Genomic DNA, 24342 nt, shown 5'->3' with positions numbered 1-24342 from the left:
ATGCGCCTCATTCGGAGCGCGCGTTGTGCTCGGTCAGGAACTTGATGAGCCCATCCACGCCGCCTTTCGACAACTGGCCCGCGAACTGCTGTTGATAGACCTGAACGAGCCACGCGCCCATCATGTCGATGTCGTAGATTTTCCAGCCCTGGGCGCCCTTGGCGAGGCGGTAGCGCACCGGGTTGTCGCCGCCCGTGGAAATCACGTGGGATTCGACGACGACGTCCTTCGCGCTCGCGTCAACCTTGGGGGTATCGAAGACGAATTTGACGTCCTGATCGCGCAACTGCGCGAGCGACGAAGCGTAGGTGCGCACGAAGAGCTTCTGGAACTGCTCGTAGAGCTGCTTTTGCTGCTCGGGCGTGGCGGTGCTCCAGGCCTTGCCGACGGCGATGCGCGTCATGCGCTCGAAATCGGTAGCGGGCACGAAGCGCGTCTCGACGAGTTGCGTGATCTTCGCCATGTCGCCGCCGCGGGCTTGGGGGTCGGCTTTCATCGCGTTGACCGTGCCTTCGACGGCGGTTTTCACGACCCCGTCGGGGCTCGCCTGGGCGAAGGCTTCGCCGGAAAAGAACAGCGAGGCGGCAAGGAAAGCGAAGCAAACAGACAGATAGCGTTTCATGGAACCCGTTCTCTATATGGAAAGTTGAACGCGCGGGCTTGATGGGTTTTCAGCGCGGCGCGGCTTGCGGCAAGCCGGCATGCGGCACGGCTGCAAGCCAGTATATCGACTCGCCCGCGCGCCGACAGTTCACCGGAGCGCTTCCTGCCCCGCCCGGTATACTTGCGCCGTTCCCGGCTGTGCGCGCTCGCGGTTTTCCGAACGCGCGGATTTGTCCAGCACATCCCGCACTTTAAAAGCAGCACCAACGGTACCCGTCTTCATGCTGACGTCCCACCTCACCCGCCTCGTCACGATTTCCATTCGCCGGCCGGCGTGGATCATCGTCGTATCGCTGCTCTTGGCCGTGCTGAGTTCGATCTACGTCGTCCATCACTTCAAGATCAGCACCGACGTCAGCCAGTTGATCGAAACGGAGCCGGAATGGGCCGCGCGCAGTCACGCGATCGACCAAGCGTTCCCGCAGCGCGGCTCGACGCTGCTCGTCGTCGTCGAGGCCGAAGCGCCCGAATTCGCCGAAGCCGCCGCGAACGATCTCGCTGGCGCACTCGAGAAGCATCCGGACCGCTTCAAGTCGGTATCGCAGCCTTCGGGCGGCGACTTCTTCGAGCACAACGGCCTGCTTTATCTGTCGGCCGAGAAGGTCGCGCAAACGACGCAGCAGCTCGGAGAGGCGCGGCCGCTCATCAACGCGCTCGCCCACGACCCGTCGCTCACCGGACTCGCGCAGACGCTCAACACGAGCCTGAACCTGCCGTTGCAACTCGGACAGGTGACGCTCGGGCAGATGTCGAAGCTGCTGAACCAGAGCGCGACCGTGCTCGACCGCGTGCTCGCAAACCAGCCAGCCGCGTTTTCGTGGCGCAATCTCGCGGATTCGTCGGCTTCGCCGGGTTCGGGCAAGCTCGCATATGCATTCGTGACCGTGCAGCCGATGCTCGATTACAACGCGCTCGAAGCCGGCGCGGGCGCCTCCGAAGCGATCCGCGCCACCGCGAACGAACTCGGCCTCGCGCAGAAATACGGCGCGGCGGTCCGGCTGACGGGCGCCCAGCCGCTCGCCGACGAGGAATTCGCCTCGGTCAAGGACGGCGCCGTGCTGAACGGCGTGGCAACTTTCATCGTCGTGCTGGTGATCCTTTGGCTCGCGCTGCGCTCGGGAAAAATGATCGTCGCGGTGTTCGTCACGGTGTTCGTCGGGCTCGCGATCACGGCCGCGCTCGGTCTCCTGATGGTTCATGCGCTCAACATGATCTCGGTCGCGTTCATGGTGCTGTTCGTCGGGCTCGGCGTCGATTTCGGGATCCAGTTCGGCGTGCGGTATCGCGAGGAACGCCACCGGCATCGACGGCTCGATGTCGCGCTCGCCGAAACCGCGCGGCACGTCGCCGTGCCGCTGACGCTCGCCGCCGCCGCGACCGCCGCGAGCTTCTTCTCGTTCCTGCCGACCGCCTATCGCGGCGTGTCGGAACTCGGGCTGATCGCGGGCGTCGGGATGATCGTCGCGTTCGTGACCAACATGACGCTGCTGCCGGCGCTTCTGAAAGTGTTCGCGCCGCCTGGCGAGCCGGACGCGCCGGGCTTCCCGGCGCTCGCGCCCGTCGACGAATATCTCGACCGCAACCGCAAGCCCGTGCTGATCGGCACGCTGATCATCGTGATCGGCGCGTTGCCGCTGCTGCTGAACCTGCGCTTCGACTTCAATCCGCTACATCTGAAGGACCCGCACACCCAGTCGATGGCGACGCTGATCGCACTGAAGGACGCGCCCGAGGCGTCGGTCAACGATGTCGCCGTGCTCGCGCCGTCGCTCGCGGACGCGAAGAAAATCGGCGAGAAACTCAGCGCATTGCCCGAAGTCGGCCGCGTGACGACGCTCGATTCGCTGATCCCCGCCGACCAGCCGAAAAAGCTCGACCTGATCCGCGCGGCCGCCGCGCAGTTGCTGCCCGCGCTGAACCAGCCGGTCGCGGCGCCGGTCACGGATGCGGTGCGGGTTGCGGCGCTGAAGCGCCTGTCGAGCCAGTTGTCGCTCGCCGCCGACGAGCATCCCGGTCCCGGCGACGAACAGGCGAAGCATTTGTCCAGGACGCTCGCGAAGCTCGCAGAGGCCGACGCCGCCACGCGCGAGCGCGCCGAGCACGCGATGGCCGAGCCGCTGCGGCTCGCGCTCGCGCAATTGCGCGCGCTGCTGCAGCCGACGGAAATTACCCGCGCGACATTGCCGCACTCGCTCGCCGAGAGCTTCGTGACGCCGGACGGCCAGGCGCTCGTCGAGGTGTCGCCGAAAGTGCCGCCGGGCGTCGACCAGAACGACGACCGCATGCTCGCCCGTTTCGCCGATGCAGTCCAGAAAGCCGAGCCGGACGCCATCGGCGGGCCGATCTCCGTCCGCCATTCGGCCGAGACGATCATCAAGGCGTTCCAGCAGGCGGCGGCGCTTTCCCTGCTCGCCATCGCGGTGCTGTTGTGGATCACGCTGCGTCGTCTTGGCGACGTTTTAAGAACTTTGATACCTTTGCTCGTCTCCGCGATCGTCACGCTGGAACTGTGCGTTGTCTTCGACATGCCGCTCAATTTCGCGAACATCATCGCGTTGCCGTTGATGCTCGGGGTCGGCGTGGCATTCAAGATCTATTTCGTGATGGCGTGGCGCTCCGGCCAGACGCGTCTGTTGCAGTCGAGCCTCACGCACGCCGTGATGTTCAGCGCGGCGACGACGGCGACCGCGTTCGGCAGCCTGTGGTTTTCGCATCATCCGGGAACGTCGAGCATGGGACGGCTGCTCGCGCTGTCGCTCTTCTGCACGCTGATCGGCGCGGTGGTGTTTCAGCCGGTCCTGATGGGCAAGCCGCGCAAGGTCCGCGCGACGGAGCGGGCCAATCTGCGGGCCGCCCAACGACACGATAACTTAAGAGGAATTGAAGAATGAGAAGGGCTTTGGCTGCCGGAACGATCCGCACGCTCGGGGTGAGCGTCGCCATCGCAGGTGTTCTGGCAACCGCCGGGTGCGCAACCGGCGCGGACCGCCATCCCGGCGATCCGCTCGAACCGATGAACCGCGCGATCTTCGGCTTCAACGACGGCGTCGACAAATACGTCGCACGCCCCGTCGCGCAGGCCTACGTGAACGTCACGCCGAGCCCGCTGCGCACGGCGGTGAGCAACTTTTTTTCGAATCTCGGCGACATCGGCAATTTCGCGAACAACCTGCTGCAATTGAAGATCACCGACGCCACGCAGGATTTCGTGCGCTTCGCCTTCAATTCGACGTTCGGCATGGGCGGGCTGATCGACATCGCGTCGCAGGCGGGCTTGCCGAAGCATCACCAGGATTTCGGGCTGACGCTCGGGCACTATGGCGTGCCGTCAGGGCCGTATCTGGTGCTGCCGATTTTCGGGCCGAGTTCGTTCCGCGATGCGACGAACTGGCTCGTCGCCTTTCGGCTTGATCCGGTCACGTATCTGGACCCGCTTCCACGTAATCTGCTGTTCGGCCTGAACTTCGTGAGCGCGCGGGCCGACCTGATCGGCGCGACCGATATTCTGTCGCAGGCGGCGCTCGACAAATACGCGTTCGTGCGCGACGCGTATACGCAACGCCGGCAGTATCTGCTGACGGGCGGCGGCAGCGCGACCCTGCCCGATTACGGCGACGACACGGGCGCCGCCGCGCCGGAAGGCGGGAGTGCGACGGCGGTGCCGGGCGCGCCGGGTGAGTCGGGCGGCGGCAGCAAGGCGCAAGGCTTGCCGACTTACGAAGACCCGGGTGCGGCGCCGGCTGCGAAATGACGCGACGCTGATTCGGAGCAGAAAGCAAAAAGCAAAGGCCCGACTGGCGAAACGCCAGCCGGGCCTTTCGCGTTTCTGGGCCTGAACGGCTCAGTGCATTACTTCGGCCGTTTCGATGCGGCGCGCTTCGTCGTCGGATGCGCTGGGCGCCTCGATCGCACCGTCGCGGCCGCGCCGGTACGCTTCGAACAGCTCGTCGGCATAGCGGATTTGCGTGCGGCCGTGCGGCGCGGGTTCGCCGTTCTCATCGAGGTTGACGAACACCATCTTCTCGACAGTCAGGATGCTCTTGCGCGTGATCTTGTTGCGCACTTCGGCGCGCAACGTGAGCGACGTGCGGCCGAAATGCGTCGCCGTCATGCCGAGTTCGATCACGTCGCCTTGCTTTGCCGAACTGACGAAGTTGATCTCCGACATGAACTTGGTGACCACGCGCTGATTACCGAGCTGAAGAATGGCGTAAATGGCGGCTTCTTCGTCGATCCAGCGCAGCAAACTGCCGCCGAACAGCGTGCCGTTGGGATTCAGGTCTTCGGGCTTGACCCACTTGCGGGTGTGAAAATTCATTGCGGTACCTCTCTCTGCCATTGAACGCCGACAAGCATCTTGTCGCACGTCACGAATAAGGGTTTTCCCTGATTATACAGATATGAGGGTTAACCCGCAGAAAGCAAGACCGCCCGCGCTCATGGCTTAGGGGGCTTCCCGGACATGACTCCGGCTCATAACGAGGCGGAAAAATCATCGATCCAGCCTTCGTCGTCTCTTCTCGCACAATCGGTTCACCTCATTTCGAACCGAAACGGAACCGTGCGATGTCAGGAAACGACCAGTCAGCAAAGCTTTTCATCGGCGAGGGCTTCGAAGGCCCCGGCGTCAATCTCGCTCATATCAACGTGCTTGTCGGCCCGCGCAGCGGACCGGCGGGCCAGGCGTTCGCCACGGCACTCGCCACGCCTTCCGCCGGCCACGCGCCGTTCGTCGTGATCGCGCGCCCGGGCGTGCCCGCCAAGCCGCTCACGCTGTACGTCAACAAAGCGCAGATCAACGGCGAATTTCACGGCAACGCGACCTGGGGCGCATCACAGGCGGGCATCGCGAAGGCCGTCGTCGAGTCGCTGGAAGACGGCACGCTGCCGCCCGAAGCGGAGAACGAATGGGTAGTCGTGTCGGCCAACTGGGTCAACCCGAAAGCCGACGATCTCGACGCCGTCTATCGCAACAACTTTCTCGCCGCGAAAACCGCCATCAAGGCCGCGATGTTCGGCCTGCCGAAGAAAAGCGACGTATTCGCGGCGGCACGCGACGTATCGAATCCTTTCTACACGCCCAATGTGCGCTGAAGCGCAACCGGACCACACTAGCCGGAACGCGTTCCGGCCTCGGAGACAGCAATGGAATTTGTTCGCCTGGGCCATTCGGGCCTGAAGGTGTCGCGTTTGTGCCTCGGCACGATGAACATGGGCACGCCGCAGTGGAAGCCCTGGATCTTCGACGAACGGCAAAGCGAACCGATCGTGCGTCACGCGCTGGACGCGGGCGTCAACTTCATCGACCTCGCCGATTTCTACTCCACGGGCGTGGGCGAGGAAGTCGTCGGGCGGATTCTCGGGCGGCTCGCGCGGCGCGAGGAAATCGTCGTGACGACGAAGGTCGGCTATGACATGGGCGCGTATCAGAACGCGGGCGGCCACTCGCGCAAGCACATCATGGACGGCATCGACGGGTCGCTCAAACGCCTCGGCATGGACTACGTCGATATCTACATGCTGCATTACTTCGACGTGCACACGCCGATCGAGGAAACGATGGCCGCGCTCGACGACATCGTGCGTGCGGGCAAGGCTCGATACATCGGCGTGTCGACGATGTTTACGTGGCAACTGGCGAAGATCATGCAGGTGTGCGAGCGCAACGGCTGGCACAAGCCGATCAACATGCAATTGCAACTGAACCTCGCCTACCGCGAGGAAGAGCGCGAGATGATGCCGTATTGCGCGGACCAAGGAGTGGGCGTTTCCGTATTCAGTCCGCTCGCGCGCGGCCTGCTCACGTGCGAAGCGTCGTCCACGCGCAATCAAACCGACTTCTTCACCGCGCAGATGTATGGCGACGCCGCTTCTCGGGCGATCGCGGCGTCGGTGGCCCGCGTCGCGGCACGGCGCGGCGTGAGTCCGGCGCAGATCGCGCAGGCTTGGGTGCTGCGCAAGGAAGGCGTTGCGAGCGTGCTGGTCGGCGCGGATTCGCCGGCCCAGTTCGACAGCGCGCTCGCGGCGCTCGGCACCGAACTCGACGCCGACGAAATCTTCGAACTCGAGCGCAATTACACGCCATGCGACCTGATCAACGACTACACGGCGGGACGCCGCATCGCGCGCGAAGCGCGCCCGGCCGAGGGCATGTTCGCTCACGCACTGGAGCAGGCGGCATGACGCTGGTTCGCAAGGGTCATTACATCGACGGCGCCTGGATCCAAAGCGCGGAAACCTATCCGGTGCGCAATCCGGCGACGGCCGAAATCATCGCGGACGTCGCTAAGGCAGGCGCACGAGAGACGCGGCAAGCCATCGACGCGGCGCAGAAAGCGTTTCCCGCATGGCGCGCGTTGACGGCAAAAGAGCGTGGCGCGCGCCTGAAGCGCTGGGGAGAGTTGATGCTCGCTCGCCGCGATGCGCTCGCCGAACTGCTGACGCGCGAGCAGGGCAAGCCGCTCGCCGAAGCCAAAGGTGAAGTGGCCTATGCGGCCAGTTTCTTCGAATGGTTCGCGGAAGAGGCCAAACGCAGCTACGGCGACGTCATTCCCAGCCCGAAGCCCGATTCGAAGATCATCGTCACGCGCGAGCCCGTCGGCGTCGTCGCGGCGATCACGCCGTGGAATTTCCCGCTTGCGATGATCACGCGCAAGGCGGGTCCGGCGCTCGCCACGGGCTGCACGATGGTGCTGAAGCCATCGGAGGAAACGCCGCTCTCGGCGCTCGCGCTCGCCGTACTCGCCGAAGAGGCGGGCATTCCGCCGGGCGTTTTCAACGTCGTCTCCGGCGATCCCGTCGCGATCGGTGCCACGCTCACGGCGTCGCCGGTGGTCCGCAAGCTCTCGTTCACCGGCTCCACGCGGGTTGGCAAGCTGCTCGCCGCGCAGTCGGCGGAGACGCTCAAAAAGCTTTCGCTCGAACTAGGCGGTAATGCACCTTTCATCGTTTTCGACGATGCCGACCTCGACGCTGCCGTGCAGGGCGCAATGGCATCGAAGTTCCGCAACACGGGGCAGACGTGCGTGTGCGTGAACCGCTTCTACGTGCAGGACGGCGTCTACGACGCGTTCACGCGGCGCCTCGCCGAAGCGGTCACTAAGCTGCGCGTCGGTGAGGCGCTGAAGGGCGAAGTGGACCAGGGGCCGCTGATCAACGAAGCGGCGCTTGCGAAAGTGCAAAAGCATGTAGACGACGCGCTCGAGCATGGCGCGACAGTTCTGACCGGCGGCCGGCCGCATTCGCTCGGCGGCACATTCTACGAACCAACCGTCCTCACGGAAGCGAACGAAGAGATGCTCATCGCGCAGGAGGAAACCTTCGGTCCGGTCGCCGCGTGCTTTCGCTTCGAAACCGAGGCGGAAGTCGTCGAACGCGCCAACGACACGCCATTTGGCCTGTCCGCGTATTTCTACACACGCGATCTCGGCCGGACGTGGCGCATCGCGGAGGCGCTTGAAAGCGGCATGGTCGGCATCAACGAAGGAATCATTTCGACGGAGGTCGCGCCGTTCGGCGGCGTCAAGCAGTCCGGCCTCGGCCGCGAAGGATCGAAGTACGGGCTCGATGAATACGTCGAACTGAAATACATGATGATCAGCGGTCTCGGCCGCTGAGTCACCACGGCTGGCGCCGCGCTCCGATGCGTGGGCGTCCGTCGCATGAACGCAATATAAGGAGACGCCGATGAGCCAACAAGACAGTCCAGTCACCACGCCAGGAATGGTCGCCCAGCGGTCCATCGCCACGTTGGACCCGCATCATCCAACCGATCCCGTCGCGCTCGACGATCTGCCGCTCAACCGTTTTCACATCAAGATCGCGGGATTGACGTTCGGCGCGCATTTCACCGAGGGGTACGCGCTCGGCACGGTGGGTTATGCGCTAGCCTCGCTGAACCGGCAAATTCCGCTCGATTCGTTCTGGATGGGCGCGATTGGCAGTTCCGCGCTGATCGGCATCTTTCTGGGCAGCTTGCTGTTCGGTTGGCTTTCTGACCGTCTGGGGCGGCAACACATTTTTTTGACAAGCTTCGTCATCATCACGCTCGCTGCGTTTTTGCAGTTCTTTGCCACCTCGCCAGTCGAACTGTTTTTGCTGCGCGTCCTGATCGGTATTGGCATGGGCGGCGATTTCACCGTCGGTCACGCGATCCTCGCGGAATTCTCGCCGCGCAAGCATCGCGGCGCGCTGCTCGGTTCGTTCAGCGTCGTCTGGACGATCGGCTACGTGGCCGCGAACGTGCTCGGTCTGCGCTACGGCAACGCCGTTCCGGACGCGTGGCGCTGGCTGCTGGCATCGGCGGCGGCGCCCGCGCTGATCGTGCTCCTGTTGCGCATCGGCACGCCGGAGTCACCGCGCTGGCTGCTCGGCAAGGGACGCGCCGCCGAAGCGAACGACATCGTTCGCAAGCACTTCGGCGCCCACGTCACGCTCGACGCAGACAGCGCAATCGACGAGCACAACAGCAAACGCGGCTATGCGCGTCTGTTCGGCCGCGATCTGATCCGCCGCACGGTGTTCAACTGCGCGTTTTTCGTGTGTCTCGTGATTCCCTATTTCGCGATCTATACCTTCCTGCCGGCCATTCTGAAGGTCGTCGGACTGAGCGAAGGCTTCGGCGCCGACCTGCTGCTGAACGCGATCCTCGTCATTGGCGCGGTGCTCGGCATCTGGCTCACGATCAAGCTGCCGCGCAGGCACTTTCTGATCGGCTCTTTCGCCGTGACGTGCGCGATGCTCGTGGCGCTGAGCGTGTTGCCGTCGACGGCCGCGCTCGCGATGATCCTTGCGTTCGCGGTCTTCACGCTGACAATGTCGGCGTTCAGCAACCTCGTCGGCGTGTTTCCACCCGAGTGCTTCCCGACGGAAGTGCGTGCATGCGGCGTCGGACTGGCTATTGCATGCAGCAGGCTAGGCTCCGCGATCGGCACGTTCCTGCTGCCGGTCGGCATCGCGCGATTCGGCTTTCACGCGACGATGATGGCGCTGGCGGGCGTCCTGTTGATCGGGATGATCGTGTCGATTGCGTGGGCGCCGGAGACAAAGAACCTGACGCTGCGGGATGCGAGCCACGGCTGAGCGGGCGAAATGGCAGGCGCGAACAGCGCCGCCATTCATCCACCTCAGTTCATTTCATTCTTTAGGGACCTGCGAAAGCAGCCACGCGGCCACGGCGCTCACGTGCGGCGAATCCATGTTCCGCGCCGGCACGTCAAGCCAGTAACCGAACGGGCCGCTCACCTCGACTTCCGACATCTTCACGAGAACGCCTTCAGCGAGTTCATCGACGATCATGTTCAAATCGACGACAGCAAGCCCGACGCCTCGTTTCGCCGCCTGGATCGCCTGTTCGAGGTTGGAGAATTCGATGCCGTTCTCCGCGAGTCGCTGTGGCCAATGCGCCGCAGCAAGCCAGTTGGGCCAGAGTTCGAGGCGGATATCGTCGTGAAGCACATGCAGCGCGGGCAGATGTTCGAGCAGCGTTTCGACGTCCTGTCCCGCGAGCGACGCTGAACCGACGAGCGCGTGGCGCTCTGTTATCAGCAGTTCGGAGTGGCCTTCCGCAAGCGGGTCGCGCCCGAATCGAATCGCGCAATGACACGCATCGCTCGGTTGCGTTCGCAGCGATAGCTCGACGCCCGGCAACTGCACGGCCAGCAAGCTGAGGCGTGGGGAAAGCCACTGCGTCGCGAAAGTGGGAGGCAGGCACATGATGAGGCGCTTCCGGTTCGACGAGCCAGCAAGCGCGCACGTGCCGCGCTCGATGGCATCGAATGCTTCCGCGACGGATGCGTTCAGCAACACACCGGCGGGCGTCAACCGAACGCCGCGTTGGTCGCGTTCGAACAACTTCACGCCGAGCGACTGCTCCAGTTGTCGAATCTGCCGGCTGACCGCGCCCTGCGTGACGTACAGCGCGCGCGCCGCGCGATTGAAGCTGAGCTGGCGTGCCGACTCCTCGAAAAAACGCAATCCGACAAATTATGGCAATCGCCGCATGTTTTTCCCACCCCCGGCCTGACCTTGTTTCCTGAACTGCAGGTTCGCACGGCCGAGCGCGGTTGTCGCCTCGTCCGAACGGCCAGCGTACGGTCTTGCGACGCGCAGCGCCGAGCCGGAACGAAACCCGTTCCATCAACTACTCAGTTGAATTTTATTCTAAACCGGGGGAAATCAGGGAGCGTCTGGAGGAATTTCGCTCACCAGGCGGAGAGAAGCGCTCAGTCGAACGCCAGCGCCCGCGTGGCGTCGAGTGCATGCCGCGCCTGAACGAGCGACGTGCGCGCGGCGCGCGCGTCGGAAGCGAGCCGCAGGAGCGCGCGGAGCTGCGACGGCTGGCGCAGCAATTCCCGCAGGATCGGCGCGATGGCCGTGTGACCGTCGTCGCGCAAGCCCGCCGTCGCCGCGCTCGGCAAGGTGCGCCACGCCGGATCGACGATCGAGCGGCACACGGCGAACGGCAAGCCGCGCGCCGTCGCGATCGCGCCCGCGATGTGCGATTCCATGTCGACGGCGAGCGCGCCCGTCGATTGGTACAGCGAGCGCTTCGCCTGCTCGCTCGTGACCGGCTCGGTGACGGCGGCGATCGTTCCGCGACGCGTCAGGGCCGCGAGCGGCGTGCCGGCGAAAGATTCGGCGATGCGCTCGGACCAGTCGATGTCGGTAACGAGCCGGCCGAACGGACCCGAAACGGCATCCGCGACGACGAGCGTCCCCGGCTCCAGATCGGGCGCGAGGCCGCCCGCCGTGCCGAAGCTGACGATGCCCGAGCAGCCGCGCGCCACCGCTTCGGAAAGCGCGCGTTCGAGCCAGTCGGCGCGCGCCGCGAACACGACATCGACGCCGCGTCCGCGCACGATCTTCGCCTCGAACGCCATGCCCGTGACCGCGACGACGGGCACGCCGCCCGGGCCGCGCGCATCGCGAAAGCGGCGCACGTCGCGCGCGCTCACATCGCCGCCGTCACGCGCGAGAGGCCTTCGCGCGTCAGGTTGCGATAGCGCGCGAGCGCCCACAGCGGAAAGAACTTGCGATAGCCGTGATAGCGCAGATAGAACACGCGCGGAAAACCGGTCGCGGTGAAGCGCGTTTCGTCCCAGAGGCCGTGTTCGCGCTGGGTCGATTGCAAATACGCGACGCCACGCGCGACCGCCGGATGATCGACGAGACCCGCCGCCATCAGTCCGAGCAGCGCCCACGCGGTCTGCGACGCCGTGCTCGGCGCCTGCTCGTAGCCGCGATAGTCGAGCTTGTAGCTATCGCCGTCCTCGCCCCAGCCGCCGTCCGCGTTCTGAATGCCGATCAGCCATTCCGCCGCGCGCCGCACGCGCGAATCGGTCGGCGGCAGGCCGGCCGCGTTGAGCGCGCAGAGCGCCGACCACGTCCCGTAGACGTAATTCAGGCCCCACCGGCCGTACCAGCTTCCGTCGCGCTCCTGCCCGCGCAGGATGTAGTCGAGCGCGCGCCTGGCCGGCTCGCTGTTCGACGGCGTCTCGCCGAGTTCGGCCAACATGGACAGACACCGCGCCGACACGTCGACCGTCGGCGGATCGAGTAATGCGCCGTGGTCCGAAAACGGGATGTTGTTCAGGTAGTACTGCGTGTTTTCCGGCTCGAAAGCGCCCCAGCCGCCGTCGCTGCTCTGCATGCCGACGACCCACTCGCGACCGCGCGCGATCGCTTCGTCGTACAGGGCGGTGCCGTTCTCGCGGTCGGCCCGCTGCATCGCCATCGCGACGACCGCCGTGTCGTCGACGTCCGGATAGTGCGGATTCGCGAACTGGAACGCCCAGCCGCCCGGACGCACGTTCGGACGGCGCGAGATCCAGTCGCCGCGCACGTCGAGAATCTGCAGCGGGCGCAGCCATTCGAGCCCGCGCGACACCGCCGCGCGCGCCTTCGGCATGCCGGTTTCGAGCAGCGCGTGCGCCGCGAGCGACGTGTCCCACACTGGCGAAAGGCACGGCTGGCAATACGCTTCGCCGTCGGGCGATGCGTCGACGACCAGCAGCTTTTCCAGCGAACGGCGTGCAATCGCGCGATTCGGGTGGTCGGCGGGGTAGCCGAGCGCGTCGTACATCATCACGGAATTCGCCATCGCCGGGAAAATCGCGCCGAGGCCGTCCTCGCCGTTCAGCCGCTCGTCGACGAAATTCACCGCCGCCTGGATCGCGCGTTCGCGACTGTCGTGCGGAAACAGGCCGTCGACGGCGCGCAGCACCGTATCGACGCAGCGAAAGAACGCGAACCAGCCCTTCTTCTGATGCGGCGCGCGGTGGAGCAGACCCGTGTTCACGGGCGCGTCGTCGAAAAGCTCGTCGATGCGCACGCCGCGCGGATTGCGCGCCACCGGCCGCCGCGCGTTCAGCACGAGCAGCGGCACGATCACCGTGCGCGCCCAGTACGACACCTTCGACAGGTGGAACGGGAACCACATCGGCAGCAGCATGATTTCGACGGGCATCATCGGCACCGCGCGCCACGGCACCACGCCGAACAGCGCCAGCAGAATGCGCGTGAACACATTCGCCTGCTCGGCGCCGCCCGCGGCCAGAATCGCGCGGCGGGCGCGCTGCATGTGCGGCGCCTCGGGCGAATCGCCGATCATCTTCAACGCGAAATACGCCTTGACGCTCGCGCTGACGTCCATCGCGCCGTCGGCGAACAGCGGCCAGCCGCCGTCTTCGCGCTGGATACGGCGCAGATAGCGCGCGATTTTCGCTTCGAGCGCGACGTTGGCCGTCTCGCCGAGGTAATGCACGAGCAGCACGTACTCGGCGGGAATCGTGGCGTCGGCTTCGAGTTCGTACAGCCAGTAGCCGTCGGCGTGTTGCGCGGCGAGCAGCGCGTCGGTGGCTTTCGCGACCGCCGTTTCGAGCGCGGCGGGGGAAACCGGCCGGGGCCGGTCAGGGCCCGGCAGGGAAGTATCGTTCATCATCTATCCATCGATGGGTTCATCAGCGCGTCCGCGGCCTTCTGGCCGGAGCGGATCGCGCCTTCGATCGTCGCGGGGAGGCCCGTGGCCGTCCAGTCGCCCGCGAGCATCAGGTTCAGCCAGCGCGTGCGCGTGGCCGGGCGCAGCCCGTCTTGCGCGGGAAGCGCGGCCAGCGTCGCGCGCGGCTCGGCGGCGACCTGCCAGGGCGGCATCGGCGCGGCGGCGATGCCGGCGGCTTTCGCCGTCTCGGCCCAGAGCGTGCGCGCCAGTTCGTCGTGCGGCGTGTCGAGAAAACGGCCCGCGTCGCAGACCGTCACCGAAAGACGGCCGTCGAATGCGAAGAGCCAGTTGGCCGTGCCGTTCAGCAGGCAGGTCGCGGGCGCGAAGCCGAACGGCGGATCGACGGCGAAATGCGCCGTGACGATCGCCCGGTATCCGGTCGGCGCGGTGAGCCCCGGCACCAGCATTCGCGCGACGTCGGGCGGCACCGCGAGCACGACGCCGTCGCTCGGCGCCACCGCGATCGCGCCGTCGGCGAAATCGAGCGCACTCACGCGCTGTTTCGAATCCGCGCCGTGAAAGCCGATGCCGGACAGACGCGCGCCGAGCCGGATGTCGGCGCCGCCATATTGCAGATGGCGCAGCGCCGGATCGACGAACGCATGGCCGAGTCCGCTGCCCGCCACGAGCGGACGGCACGCCTGCCCGCCCGCGAGCAGCGTCTCGCGCAGCAGGTTGCCCGCGACGAGCGCGCTGGCTTCGGCCGGATCGGTATTGAGCGCGGAGAGCAGCAGCGGCCGCAGCAGCGCGTCCCAGACGCGGCCGTGCGCGCGCAGCGACTGCGCGACCGTCCGGCCGGGCTTCGCCCAAAGCAGCGGCGCGAGCGACAGATAATCGGCGGGCTGGGTGCCGGGCACGCGCGACGCGGGATCGAACACCCACTTCGGCAGCCGGCCCGGCGACAGCCGCACGGTCCAGCGCGCGTCGTTCTTCAAGTCGACGAACGGATATTCCGGGCGCGTCGGGCCGAGGAGATCGTCCGCGGCGCCGATCGCGCGCGCGAAGCCGAGCGTCGAGTAATTGCCCGACAACACGAGATGGTTGCCGACGTCGACGGTCGCGTTGAGCTTGGCGTCGAAATACGAGCGGCAGCGTCCGCCCGCGTGCGGCGCCGCTTCGTGCAGCACGACCCGCGCGCCGCGACGCTGCAATTGGACCGCCGCGGCGAGGCCGGAAAGGCCCGCGCCGATCACATGAACGAGCCGGGACATCAGAACACGTTACGCGCGACGATCCACAGCAGGCGCGAACGCGGCGTACGGACTTTCGTGCGAGGCTGGTCGAAGCCGCGTCTGAGATTGGCGTCGAGCACACACCGGTATGCGCCCGCCATGATGCGCGGCGCGCGAACCTGCGCGCGCGGCGAGGCGGCCATGATCGCGTCCGACTGCGCGAAATGGCCCTTCGCGCGTTCAGCGAGGACGGCGCACACGCGCGGCAAACGCGCGTCGGCGACGATCGAGGCGGGATCGGTGGTGGAAATGCCTTCGCGCGACAGCAGTTCGCGCGGCAGATAGACGCGGCCGATGGCGGCGTCTTCGTCGATGTCGCGCAGGATGTTGGTCAGTTGCAGCGCGCGGCCGAGATGGTGCGCGAGACGGCGGCCAGCGTCCTCGTGCATCCCGAATATTCTCACCGACAGCCGCCCGACCGCGCTCGCGACGCGATCGCAGTAGGTATCGAGCGTGGCTTCATCGGGCGCGACGATGTCGCCGGCGGCGTCCATCGCCATGCCGTCGATCACGGCGTGAAAGTCGTCGAGCGAAAGGTGGAACGCGCGGATATGGCGCGTGAGCGCTTCGAGCGATTTTTTCGGCGTGCCGGCATAGCAGGCGTCGATGTCGGCGCGCCAGCGGTCGAGCGCCACCGCGCGCTCGCGGCGCGGCAAGGTGCCTTCGTCGGCAATATCGTCGACCGCGCGGCAGAACGCGTAGATCTGGTACATCGCGTCCCGCTGCGCGGCCGGCAGGATGCGCATCGCGAGGTAAAACGAGCTGCCCGACGTCACCTTCGCGGCATCGGGTTCGGCATCGTCGACGATCAGGTTGGAAACAGCCAAGACGGACTCCGCTGTGGCGCCCCCAAGGGCAATGTTAGGGATTGGCGCCGGCTGTCGGGCGGGCCGCAAGCGGCGCGCGTGGGTGGCGCACCGCACGGTCAAACCGGCGCTCGCCGGCTCTGTACGGCCGGAAGCGGCAAAAAGTATAGCAATCTTTGGCACCCGCCGCGCTGATGGCCGCGGGGCAAGGCGGAGCGGGCGGCGTCAGCAGAAGCCGATCGAGCGGTTGCGCCCCTGGCGTTTCGCGCTGTAGAGCGCGGCGTCCGCTTCGTTGATGAGCGCCTCGTAGGACGACGTGACGTCTTTCTTCGCCTGCGCGCCGCCGAAGCTCGCCGTGACCGGCACGCGGGTGCCCTGCACGTCGATCGGCGTCTCGCAGATCGCCCGCCGCACCTTCTCGGCGACGGCCATCGCGTCCGGAAAGCCGGTGCACGGCAACAGAAGCGCGAATTCCTCGCCGCCGAAGCGGCCGAACAGGTCCTGCACGCGGATCGTCTCCGCGACGCGCCCGGCCGTCACGCGCAACACCGTGTCGCCGACGAGGTGGCCGAATTCGTCGTTGATGCGCTTGAAGTGGTCCAGATCGAAGAGCAGCAGCGAAAGCGCGCCGCCGTAGCGCTGCCAGCGCGCGAATTCGTCGGCGAGGCGCAGTTCGAAATAGCGGCGGTTCGCGATGCCCGTCAGGCCGTCGCGGTCCGCGTATTCCTGGAGTTTCGCGACGGCTTCGTCGCGGGCGCGCTGCATCATGCTCGCGTGCGTGACGTCCGAAATCGTGACGCACACGGCGACCACTTCCCGCTCGCGCACGAGCGGCATGAACGTGCAGTCCTGCTGCATGTAATCGACGCCGCCCGTGATCGGCCGGTCGTGATCGAACTTGAAGAGATACGGGCGCTGCTCCCACGAACTGAACGCGAAGCTGCCGAGCTGAAAGACGCTTTCGACCTTGCGCGTGAGCCACACGCGCGGCAGTTCGGGAAAGCTCATGAAGATCGAGCGGCCGATCACCTGCTCCGCCGTCCTGCCGCTGTGATCCTGCATGAAGCGGTTCCACATCACGACGTTCAGGTCGCGGTCGAGCACGAAAATCCCGAACCCGACGCGTTCGACGACCAGTTCGGAGAGCACGTGCCGCAAGTCGTTCATAAGCTGGAGAGGAGCGCGTCGAGCGCCTCGTTCATGCGCAAAATCGAGTCTTCCGCCATCAGCATCACGAGATGCGCGCGGAAACTGTGATCTTCGAGCGCGAAGTTCACTTCCAGCAGCAGCGCCGTCTTCCACGCGAGCGAGGCGGGATGGAACACGTCGTCGAGCGCGAGCGCCGTGCCGAGCATGCCCGGCGGCGAGAAGATCGGCGTGCGTCCGAGCCGGTCGAAGATGCATCCGACGCACGCGCCCATCAGCACGTTCGCGACGTCGAAGATCAGCTCGGCCTGCGAGGTCGCTTCGTAAGTTGACTTGGTGTACGGGTCGTCGACGAGCGCACAAAGCTGCTCGACGCTGCCGCTGCGGCACAGCACGATTGCCTCGCCCTTGATGTCCGAGCGAAAGCCCTGACGCACGGCGGTGACGGTATCGGTGATGCCGGTCATCGCGGCGAGCGCACTGGACGCCTCCGCGACGCCGACCACCCGCACGCGCGGCACCGACAATTCGATGAACGTGCCGAGCAGTTTCGACAAGCGCGTCGCGGCCTGCCCCATCGCCATGTTGGCAACTTCCTGCAGCGCGTCGCGCTGATCTTCGTTCATGGCTGGTTCAGACAAGACCGAACTCCTTCAGGACGGGGCGCAAGGCCTCGGGCGACACGGGCTTCGGCAAGAACGCAATGGCGCCGAGCGCGCGCACGCGCTCCTGCGCCATCGGCTGCACGTCGGCCGAGACCACGATCACGAACGTGTTCAGGTCCTCGTGCTGGAGGACGTCGAGCACCTGATAGCCCGTCATGTCGGGCATCGTGAGATCGAGGAACATGACCGCCGCGCGGCCCGCGCGATAAAGCTCGAGCGCTTCCCGGCCGTTGGTCGCGTAGGAAATCTCGACGTCCCAGTCCTCGGGCAGCGCGCGCGTCAATACCTTGCGGGCAAGCAGGGAATCGTCGGCAATAACAATCGGCAAGGGCATGGTCGGCGGGATCGATTAACGGTTTATCGGGCTGTGCGCACCCGAACGACGCGCTTTACGCATTCGTTTACGGCGCAATGACGATGTTCTTTATAGGAATCGAATGAAAAACGCGAATCGAAACGCGCTAAAAATGCGCCGGAAACGCCGACAACGGCCGCTCGTGGAAATTGCGCAGATTCAGCGGGACGCCTGGATAAATCCGTCGCTGTCGTGCGCAGGCGGTCGCGCGCGCGTCGGTGAAAGCGCGTTGCGTGCGGCGCAAATGCGCATACGCGCGCCATGCGGCAGGCGTGCGCGGCGTGGTCGGCGCGCGCGCAGCAATGACGGTTTCGTTCGGCATCATGGAAGCCAGCCCCGTACAGGATTCGCGCCTCGTGGCCGAATCGTTTCTCGTTTTCCCTCGCGCTGGCGCGGCGCTGGCGGTTCCAACCGCTTCTAGCCGTCATTTCCCCGGAACGCCCGCGCGAAGTCCTCGCCCTGCGGTGTGCGCTCTTTCAGGCGCATGACCATCAGACAATTCAATTGTCCGGCCAAAGGGATGTCAAAGCAACTCACCAAAACCCCAAGACCATCTGTTTTTCATCGTCTCAGCGGGAACTTGAGTAAATTTTTCCCACATATCAGTGTGCAGATATTTTTCATTCTTTTGTGTACGTTTGCGCTTCCGGAAATCTCGCTGATTTCAGCTTTTACGGCAATGCCATTTTATTTGCGCCGAATCACAGACAGGTTTTTTCGGCACGCTTTATGCGAACAAATAAAATTCCGCTCGTCCGATTGCAGTATTTTCGCGAAAATCATAGCCAAACGTTTGCCTCGCGTTTGTAATCGGTGCGTATCGGCTTTGCGTTTAAGATGACACGCCCGAATTTGAATAAAACCTGCACCCATTTCCAATGACGCCGCCACGTGACGAGCCCGAGGCCGGGCCTGCCGCCGAGTCCTGGGAGGACGAACCGCCATTTCCGGTGGTGCCCGAGCGCAACTTCGCGGCCCAGCGGTTCACGCTCTATGCGCTTCTCGTCGCGGCCATCGTGCTGCCGTGCATCTATGTGGCGATGACGGCTTACAACGACTACCGTGGGCGCATCGCCGCGGCGACGGACGTCGTGTCGCGCAATGCACGCGTCGCGGAAGAGCATGCGCTCAAGGTCTTCGACATGAACGTGATGCTCAACGAGCGCGTGCTCGATCTGGTCGACGGCCTCGACGACGCCGCCATCCGTCACGACGACGTAGCGATCTACAATCGGCTCCGGGCGATGGGCGGCACTTACCCGCAGGTCGCGGCGGTGTCGATCTTCGGTGCCGACGGCAGCCTCATCGCGACGAGCCGCACCTATCCGACGCCGCCCGTCTCGATCGCGAATCGCGAGGACTTCGCCGGCATGCAGCGCGGCCATCCGATGGAGCAGTTTTCGCGCGTGATGCAGGGCCGCGTCGCGGGCGAGAGCGTCTTCAACACCGCCGTGACGCGCCGCAAGATCAACGGCAACTTCAACGGGATCGTGTCGATCGCGCTGCGTCCGGCGTACTTCGGCGCGTTCTATCGCGAACTGCTCGGCGACCAGCCGACCGTCACGCTCGGCCTCACGCGCGCCGACGGCGAAGTGCTCGCATGGTATCCGCCGCGCCCAGCCGGCCGAAACTCGCTCTCGCCGACCTCGCCGCTGCGCGCGGCCTACGGCCAGGGAATGCGAAACGGCGTCGTCGAAATGCGCTCGGGGCTCGACAGCGAGATGAAGATCGTCGCGTTCCGGCGCGTCGGCGTGTATCCGGTGTACGTGTCGAGCGGTTATCCGATTTCGACGGTCTGGGCCGAGTGGTATCGCCACGTGAGCGTGCTCGCGCTTTCCGTGTTCGCGCCGTGCATCGTGCTGTGGGGCGTGATCTGGCTGTCGCTGCAACGGCTCGCCACCGAAGAGGACGCGTGGGAGCGCTGGCAGGCGGAAGCGTCGATGCGTCGTTCGATCGAATCCGCCTATCGCCAGGCGCGCAAGATGGAAGCGCTCGGCAATCTGGTCGGCAGCGTCGCGCACGATTTCAACAACCTGCTGATGATCATATCGACCAACGTGCAGATCGCGCGGCTACGCGGCGCCGCCAGCCTCGAACGCGAACTCTCCGCGATGGAACGCGCGCTCAAGAGCGGCCAGTCGCTCACGCGGCAACTGCTCGGCGTCGCGCGCAAGCAGCCGCTGCGCATCGAGAACATCGCGATCGGCAAATGGGTGCCGGCCGCGCGCGAACTGCTGCGGGCGTCGCTCGGCGCGAAGGTCGCGCTCGGCATCGAGGTGGAGGCCGACATCTGGCCGATCCGCGTCGATCCCGCCGAACTCGAACTCGCGCTGATCAACGTCGCCGTGAACGCGCGCGACGCGATGCCCAATGGCGGCACCTTCACCGTTCACGCCGACAACATCAGCTTCCGTCACGAAGACGGCTTTCCGATCGTCGGCGATTTCGTGCAGCTCTCGCTGGAGGACACCGGCGCCGGCATGAATTCCGACGTGCTGAACCGCGCGTTCGAGCCGCTCTTCACGACCAAGCCGAAGGGACTGGGCACGGGCCTCGGGCTACCGCAGGTGTTCGCGTTCTGCGAGCGCGCGGGCGGACTCGCGGCCATCGATAGCGCGATCGGCGCGGGCACGTCGGTGCGGCTCTATCTGCCGCGCGCGGGCGCGGTGAGCGCGCCCGCCGTGGTGGTCAAGGAAGAGGCCGCCGTGCCCGTCGAATCGCACGCGTTGAATGTGCTCCTCGTGGAAGACAACGAGGAAGTCGCCGCCGGCACCGAGGCGCTGCTCACGATGATGGGCCATCGCGTCACCTACGTGTTCAACGCCGACGCCGCGCTCGCGCTGCTCGAAACTCATCGCGACGCCGTGCCGCCCGGCAGCACGCTGCCCTTCGACGTCGTGCTGTCCGACATCCACATGCCGGGCAAGCTGAACGGCATCGACCTCGCTGAAATCCTGCAGTCGTTCGAGCCGCGCGTGCCGGCGATCCTCGTCACCGGCTACGCGGAGGAACTCGACCGCGCGCGTCACGTGGATGCGCGCGTGCTCTCGAAACCCTTCGACATCGCGTTACTCGACGCCTTGCTCCAGTCGATCAAGGAAGGCGGCACGGCGGCGAAACGCGCGGCGCGTTCCGCCGACCGCGCGACGGGCAGCGCCGCGCTCTGACGCCCGGCCGCGCGACGAATCCCCCGCGTTTCACCTTTCTACCGGTTTTGTAAAAACAGCGCATTTTGCGAAATCCCGCCCGACGCGGCCTCCGCGCACGGCCGCGCCGCGCCTGGCGTCCGGCACGCGAGTTGCGTGAGAGCACTGACATACGCCGCACCGGTTCGCGCGTGCTGCGTCCAGAGATCTCACCCATTCGAAGGAGGCAACCATGCGACATACCGTCATCGGTGTTTTCGACACTTACGCGCAAGCCGAGCAGGCGCGCTCGGCGCTCACGGTCGCGGGCTTTTCGCACGGCGACATCGAACTACAGGCCAACCCGAAACGCGACGACGCCGCCGAACCGTCGCTCGCGCCCGACGCCGAGACGCATGCCGAACCGGGCGTGCTTGCGAATATCGAGCGCTTTTTCTCGATGCTGTTCGGCGGCCGCGATCAGCCGCCCGAAGTCGCGCATTATTCCGAAGCCGTGCGGCGCGGCGCCGTGCTGGTCGCGGTGGATACCAACACCGAAGCCGAAGTCGATATCGCGCGCACGACGCTCGCGGATCAAGGCGCCGTCGACATCGACGAACGCGCCGCGAGCTGGGGTGCGCTCGCGCATGGCGCAACGGCCACGGAGGACGATCGCGATCATTCCGTGCTCGACGAACTCGGCCTCGGACGCGGCAGCGCCGTGCCGGGGCGCGATCCGCTGGACGCGGAGCGCTCCGCCGCGCGCGCCGACCTGAACCGGGCGCGGGCTTATCCGCGTGCGGATGTCGGCGATCCGGCCGTCGAACCGATGCTCGATCCGCTGGGGGATCCGCTCGGCAATCCGCTGCGTCCGCAGGACCCGGCGACGCTCTCCTCGCGCGACATCTTCACCGAAACGCCCGCCGAGCCGCTCGGACCGCTCGACATGCCCGCCACCCGCGAAGACTCGCTCGCGCGCGGCACGGCCGGCCGCGATCCGCTGACGGCGGAAAATATCGGCTCGCCCGCCCAGCGCGACACGCTGTCGCCCACTTCGCTCTCCGAGCGCGATGCGCTCGTCGGCGCCGATCCGCTCGCGCCGCTCAAGCCCGCCACGCCGGCAAGCGACTCGTTCGCACGCGACGCGCTCGGCGAACGCGATGCGCTGACGGGCCGCGATCCGCTGTCTGCGGGCAACGTCGGTACGCCGGCGCAGCGCGATCCGATATCGCCGGCATCGGGTTCGCCCGCGACGCCGGCGAGCGACGCGCTCGGCGGCCGCGACGCAACGTATCGCTACGACCCGCAAGCTCAACGCGATATGCCGAGCGCGCCCGATCGAACGACGGAGGGCGCTTCCCTTCCAGGCGGCCCGTTGGCGGGCGCGAGCGCCGAGTCGGCGCGCGACTGGCGTCCGGTCAGTTCGCTCGACGAAACCGATGCGGCCGCGAACGATGCCTTCGCGCCGCGCGTATCGGAGCCCGACGCGCCGGATGCCGCGCGCATGGGCGCGCCGTCGGCTTCGGGCCAGGCGCCCGGAGCGCTCGGTCCGCAGACCATCCCCGACGAATACATGGAGTATTCCGACGACTTCCGCAGCGATTACGACTCCAAGTACGCGGCGACTGGCTCGCCCTACGAGGATTACGAAGGCGCCTATCGCTATGGCGCGAATCTCGGCAACGACGAGCGCTTTCGCAGCCGCCAGTGGGACGATCAGATGGAGTACGAGCTGCAGCGCGACTGGGAAAGCCGTCATCCGGAAGGCGGCGATACCTGGGATCGCTTCAAGGCCGCGATCCGTCATGGCTGGGATCGCGTGACCGGACATCATCACGTCTGATCCTGTTTTGCAGCTTGTGTCGTGCAACGGCCCGCTCGCGCGGGCCGTTTTTTTGCGCGCGCGTCAGGCGTCGCCTCAGACGTTCGCGTGGTCCCTCACCCACGCGACGTATTTGTCCATGAAGCCTTGCAGATACTTGCGCGTGTCTTCGCTGACGATCTTCCCGCTCGCATCGATACGCTTCTCGTCGTGCTTGATGTACATCTCCGGCTGGCCGAGCAACGCGATGTCGAGGTACGCGCACACGACGCGCAGGTGCGATTGCGCAAGCGCCGTCCCGATCGCCCCGACCGAGGTTCCGATCACCGCGCCGGGCTTGCCGCCCCAGGCGCTGTGTCCCCACGGCCGCGAACCCCAGTCGAGCGCATTTTTCAGCACGCCGGGCATCGAGCGGTTGTATTCGGGCGTGACGAAGAGCAGCGCGTGCGCTTCGGAAATCTTTTGCTTGAGCGTGCGCGCGGCTTCGGGGAAATCGGCGTCGTAGTCCTGGCTGTAGAGCGGCAGGCTGCCGATGTCGAGGAACTCGAATGAGAAATCGCCCGGCGCGAGCGAGATGAGCGCGTGCGCAAGCTGCCGGTTGAACGACTCACGACGAAGGCTTCCGACGACAACCGCAACTTTGTAGGTCATGACGCGTTCCCTTGATTGAGTGAATCGAGGCATCGATGGAAGGCTGTCCGCCAGCGGGCGGCGCAAAAGGCCGGGCCGCGCGGCGCGGCCGTCATCGCGATCCGCCCATCATAGGCGCCGGATTGCGAACCTGCCACGCACAGACGCCCGCCCGATGCGCAAGCGCGGTGCAACCCGGTCGATGGCGCGAGCGCTCGCCCTTCAGACGTCGATTTCCACACAGTTATGCACAGAAAATGTGGATAACTTGGGGAGATGTCTCCGTATCGTTTAGTTCGGGATCGGTAAACGCAAGCGAGAGCGCTTGCCGGCGCGCTCGCATTCGATGTGATGCAAATCGGCGGATATGGCGCGTCTTATTGTCCGAAAAACACGTTGCATTGCGATGCCGCACCCTGACAGCTTTGCGGCTGTGAATCGGCGGCTTGAGCGGCGCCTGCGGAAAATCGCGTTCGGGCCAACTTGCTGCGCGTGGCCGCGTGCCAGCATTTCGCGCCAGCCAGACAACAATCTGTTCGCTCAATCGCCATTAATGTTCGATAGCTTCTCTCCTACACTCCGTCCATCGATGCATTCAGGAGAGTCGACATGAAACGCGCACTGATCAACGGATTGCTGATTTCCGCGCTCGTCGCGGCCGCTCCGGCTTTCGCCGGCGATGTCGTTCAATCGTCCGGCGCGGTGACTTCAAGTGTCACCGGCAAGACCCGCGCAGAAGTCAAAGCCGAACTGGCGACCGCGCGTCGCAACGGTGATCTCGAAGCGGTCAACGAGCGCACCTATCCGCAATTGCTGCCGTATCAGCAACGCCGCGCCCAACTCGTCGCCAGCCGCGCCACGAAGACCCAGTAACGCAGAACGAAACCGGCCTCCTCCACCC

The 24342-nt window shown here is 65.7% G+C and carries 21 protein-coding genes; 9 read left to right on the top strand and 12 right to left on the bottom strand.

The genetic code is table 11. The annotated features are described in order from the left end of the window. Positions 1-7: 7 nt before the first annotated feature. Both QCE48_RS27915 and QCE48_RS27910 read right to left on the bottom strand, forming a co-directional pair. The gene (locus QCE48_RS27915; protein ID WP_309781740.1) at positions 8-622 is read right to left on the bottom strand and encodes an ABC transporter substrate-binding protein; all 615 of its coding nucleotides are present in this window, start codon (positions 620-622) and stop codon (positions 8-10) included. A 129-nt stretch (positions 623-751) separates the two neighbouring features. Then, entirely contained in the window at positions 752-886 is a 135-nt protein-coding gene (locus QCE48_RS27910) for a hypothetical protein (RefSeq protein ID WP_309781739.1), read from the bottom strand. Here QCE48_RS27910 and QCE48_RS27905 point away from each other — a divergent pair. Further along, positions 885-3554, top strand: coding sequence for an MMPL family transporter (locus tag QCE48_RS27905; RefSeq protein ID WP_309781738.1), 2670 nt, complete (start codon positions 885-887; stop codon positions 3552-3554). The two genes, QCE48_RS27910 and QCE48_RS27905, sit on opposite strands and share 2 nt — an antisense overlap. Then, positions 3551-4414: a VacJ family lipoprotein gene (locus QCE48_RS27900; RefSeq protein ID WP_309781736.1), complete on the top strand. Its 864-nt coding sequence runs from the start codon at positions 3551-3553 to the stop codon at positions 4412-4414. The genes QCE48_RS27905 and QCE48_RS27900 overlap by 4 nt, the downstream gene beginning before the upstream one ends. A 90-nt stretch (positions 4415-4504) precedes the next feature. On the opposite strand, the gene QCE48_RS27895 is transcribed toward QCE48_RS27900, so the two are convergent. Then, on the bottom strand, positions 4505-4981 hold the full coding sequence (locus QCE48_RS27895) for a hotdog domain-containing protein (RefSeq protein ID WP_309781735.1): 477 nt from the start codon (positions 4979-4981) through the stop codon (positions 4505-4507). A gap of 248 nt (positions 4982-5229) precedes the next feature. On the opposite strand from QCE48_RS27895, the gene fae reads away from it, so the two are divergent. From fae to QCE48_RS27875, 4 genes are all read left to right on the top strand, one after another. After that, the gene (gene fae / locus QCE48_RS27890; protein WP_309781734.1) at positions 5230-5757 is read left to right on the top strand and encodes a formaldehyde-activating enzyme; all 528 of its coding nucleotides are present in this window, start codon (positions 5230-5232) and stop codon (positions 5755-5757) included. Positions 5758-5808: 51 nt separating this feature from the next. Next, positions 5809-6846, top strand: coding sequence for an aldo/keto reductase (locus QCE48_RS27885; RefSeq protein ID WP_309781733.1), 1038 nt, complete (start codon positions 5809-5811; stop codon positions 6844-6846). Next, positions 6843-8279, top strand: coding sequence for an NAD-dependent succinate-semialdehyde dehydrogenase (locus tag QCE48_RS27880; protein ID WP_309781732.1), 1437 nt, complete (start codon positions 6843-6845; stop codon positions 8277-8279). The genes QCE48_RS27885 and QCE48_RS27880 overlap by 4 nt, the downstream gene beginning before the upstream one ends. A gap of 106 nt (positions 8280-8385) precedes the next feature. Beyond that, positions 8386-9744, top strand: a complete 1359-nt coding sequence (locus tag QCE48_RS27875) for an MFS transporter (protein ID WP_309783729.1) — start codon at positions 8386-8388, stop codon at positions 9742-9744. A gap of 54 nt (positions 9745-9798) precedes the next feature. On the opposite strand, the gene QCE48_RS27870 is transcribed toward QCE48_RS27875, so the two are convergent. The 8 genes from QCE48_RS27870 to QCE48_RS27835 form a co-directional block, all read right to left on the bottom strand. Next, positions 9799-10638 (bottom strand): LysR family transcriptional regulator, encoded by an 840-nt coding sequence (locus QCE48_RS27870; RefSeq protein WP_309781731.1) that lies wholly within the window; start codon positions 10636-10638, stop codon positions 9799-9801. Between the two features lie 248 nt (positions 10639-10886). Further along, positions 10887-11543, bottom strand: a complete 657-nt coding sequence (locus QCE48_RS27865; RefSeq protein WP_309783727.1) for a phosphorylase — start codon at positions 11541-11543, stop codon at positions 10887-10889. 71 nt (positions 11544-11614) lie between these two features. Further along, positions 11615-13600 (bottom strand): squalene--hopene cyclase, encoded by a 1986-nt coding sequence (gene shc / locus QCE48_RS27860; RefSeq protein ID WP_309781729.1) that lies wholly within the window; start codon positions 13598-13600, stop codon positions 11615-11617. Next, a complete protein-coding gene (hpnE, locus tag QCE48_RS27855; RefSeq protein ID WP_309781728.1) occupies positions 13600-14871 on the bottom strand; it encodes a hydroxysqualene dehydroxylase HpnE in 1272 nt (423 codons plus the stop codon). The genes shc and hpnE overlap by 1 nt, the downstream gene beginning before the upstream one ends. Next, positions 14871-15719, bottom strand: coding sequence for a presqualene diphosphate synthase HpnD (hpnD, locus tag QCE48_RS27850; RefSeq protein ID WP_309781727.1), 849 nt, complete (start codon positions 15717-15719; stop codon positions 14871-14873). Before hpnD ends, hpnE begins: the two co-directional genes overlap by 1 nt. A 204-nt stretch (positions 15720-15923) precedes the next feature. Continuing rightward, complete coding sequence (locus tag QCE48_RS27845) at positions 15924-16865, bottom strand: diguanylate cyclase (protein WP_309781726.1); 942 nt, start codon at positions 16863-16865, stop codon at positions 15924-15926. Next, entirely contained in the window at positions 16862-17485 is a 624-nt protein-coding gene (locus tag QCE48_RS27840; protein ID WP_116563449.1) for a chemotaxis protein CheC, read from the bottom strand. Before QCE48_RS27840 ends, QCE48_RS27845 begins: the two co-directional genes overlap by 4 nt. Further along, entirely contained in the window at positions 17478-17843 is a 366-nt protein-coding gene (locus tag QCE48_RS27835) for a response regulator (protein ID WP_309781724.1), read from the bottom strand. Before QCE48_RS27835 ends, QCE48_RS27840 begins: the two co-directional genes overlap by 8 nt. Positions 17844-18742: 899 nt before the next feature. Here QCE48_RS27835 and QCE48_RS27830 point away from each other — a divergent pair. Together QCE48_RS27830 and QCE48_RS27825 are read left to right on the top strand one after the other, a co-directional pair. Continuing rightward, complete coding sequence (locus QCE48_RS27830; protein WP_309781722.1) at positions 18743-21031, top strand: response regulator; 2289 nt, start codon at positions 18743-18745, stop codon at positions 21029-21031. Between the two features lie 211 nt (positions 21032-21242). After that, positions 21243-22832 carry a hypothetical protein gene (locus QCE48_RS27825; protein ID WP_309781721.1) on the top strand — a complete coding sequence of 530 codons (1590 nt, stop codon included), beginning with the start codon at positions 21243-21245 and terminating at the stop codon, positions 22830-22832. 75 nt (positions 22833-22907) lie between these two features. Here the strand turns inward: QCE48_RS27825 and QCE48_RS27820 are convergent, their stop codons facing one another. After that, positions 22908-23462 carry an NADPH-dependent FMN reductase gene (locus tag QCE48_RS27820; RefSeq protein ID WP_309781720.1) on the bottom strand — a complete coding sequence of 185 codons (555 nt, stop codon included), beginning with the start codon at positions 23460-23462 and terminating at the stop codon, positions 22908-22910. 588 nt (positions 23463-24050) lie between these two features. Here QCE48_RS27820 and QCE48_RS27815 point away from each other — a divergent pair. Next, a complete protein-coding gene (locus QCE48_RS27815) occupies positions 24051-24314 on the top strand; it encodes a DUF4148 domain-containing protein (protein WP_309781719.1) in 264 nt (87 codons plus the stop codon). Positions 24315-24342: the final 28 nt, after the last annotated feature.

It is taken from the genome of Caballeronia sp. LZ024 (assembly GCF_031451455.1).
Lineage (GTDB): Bacteria > Pseudomonadota > Gammaproteobacteria > Burkholderiales > Burkholderiaceae > Caballeronia > Caballeronia telluris.
The sequence above is the reverse complement of the archived record's forward strand: the minus strand, read 5'-3'. Positions and strand labels throughout refer to the sequence as shown.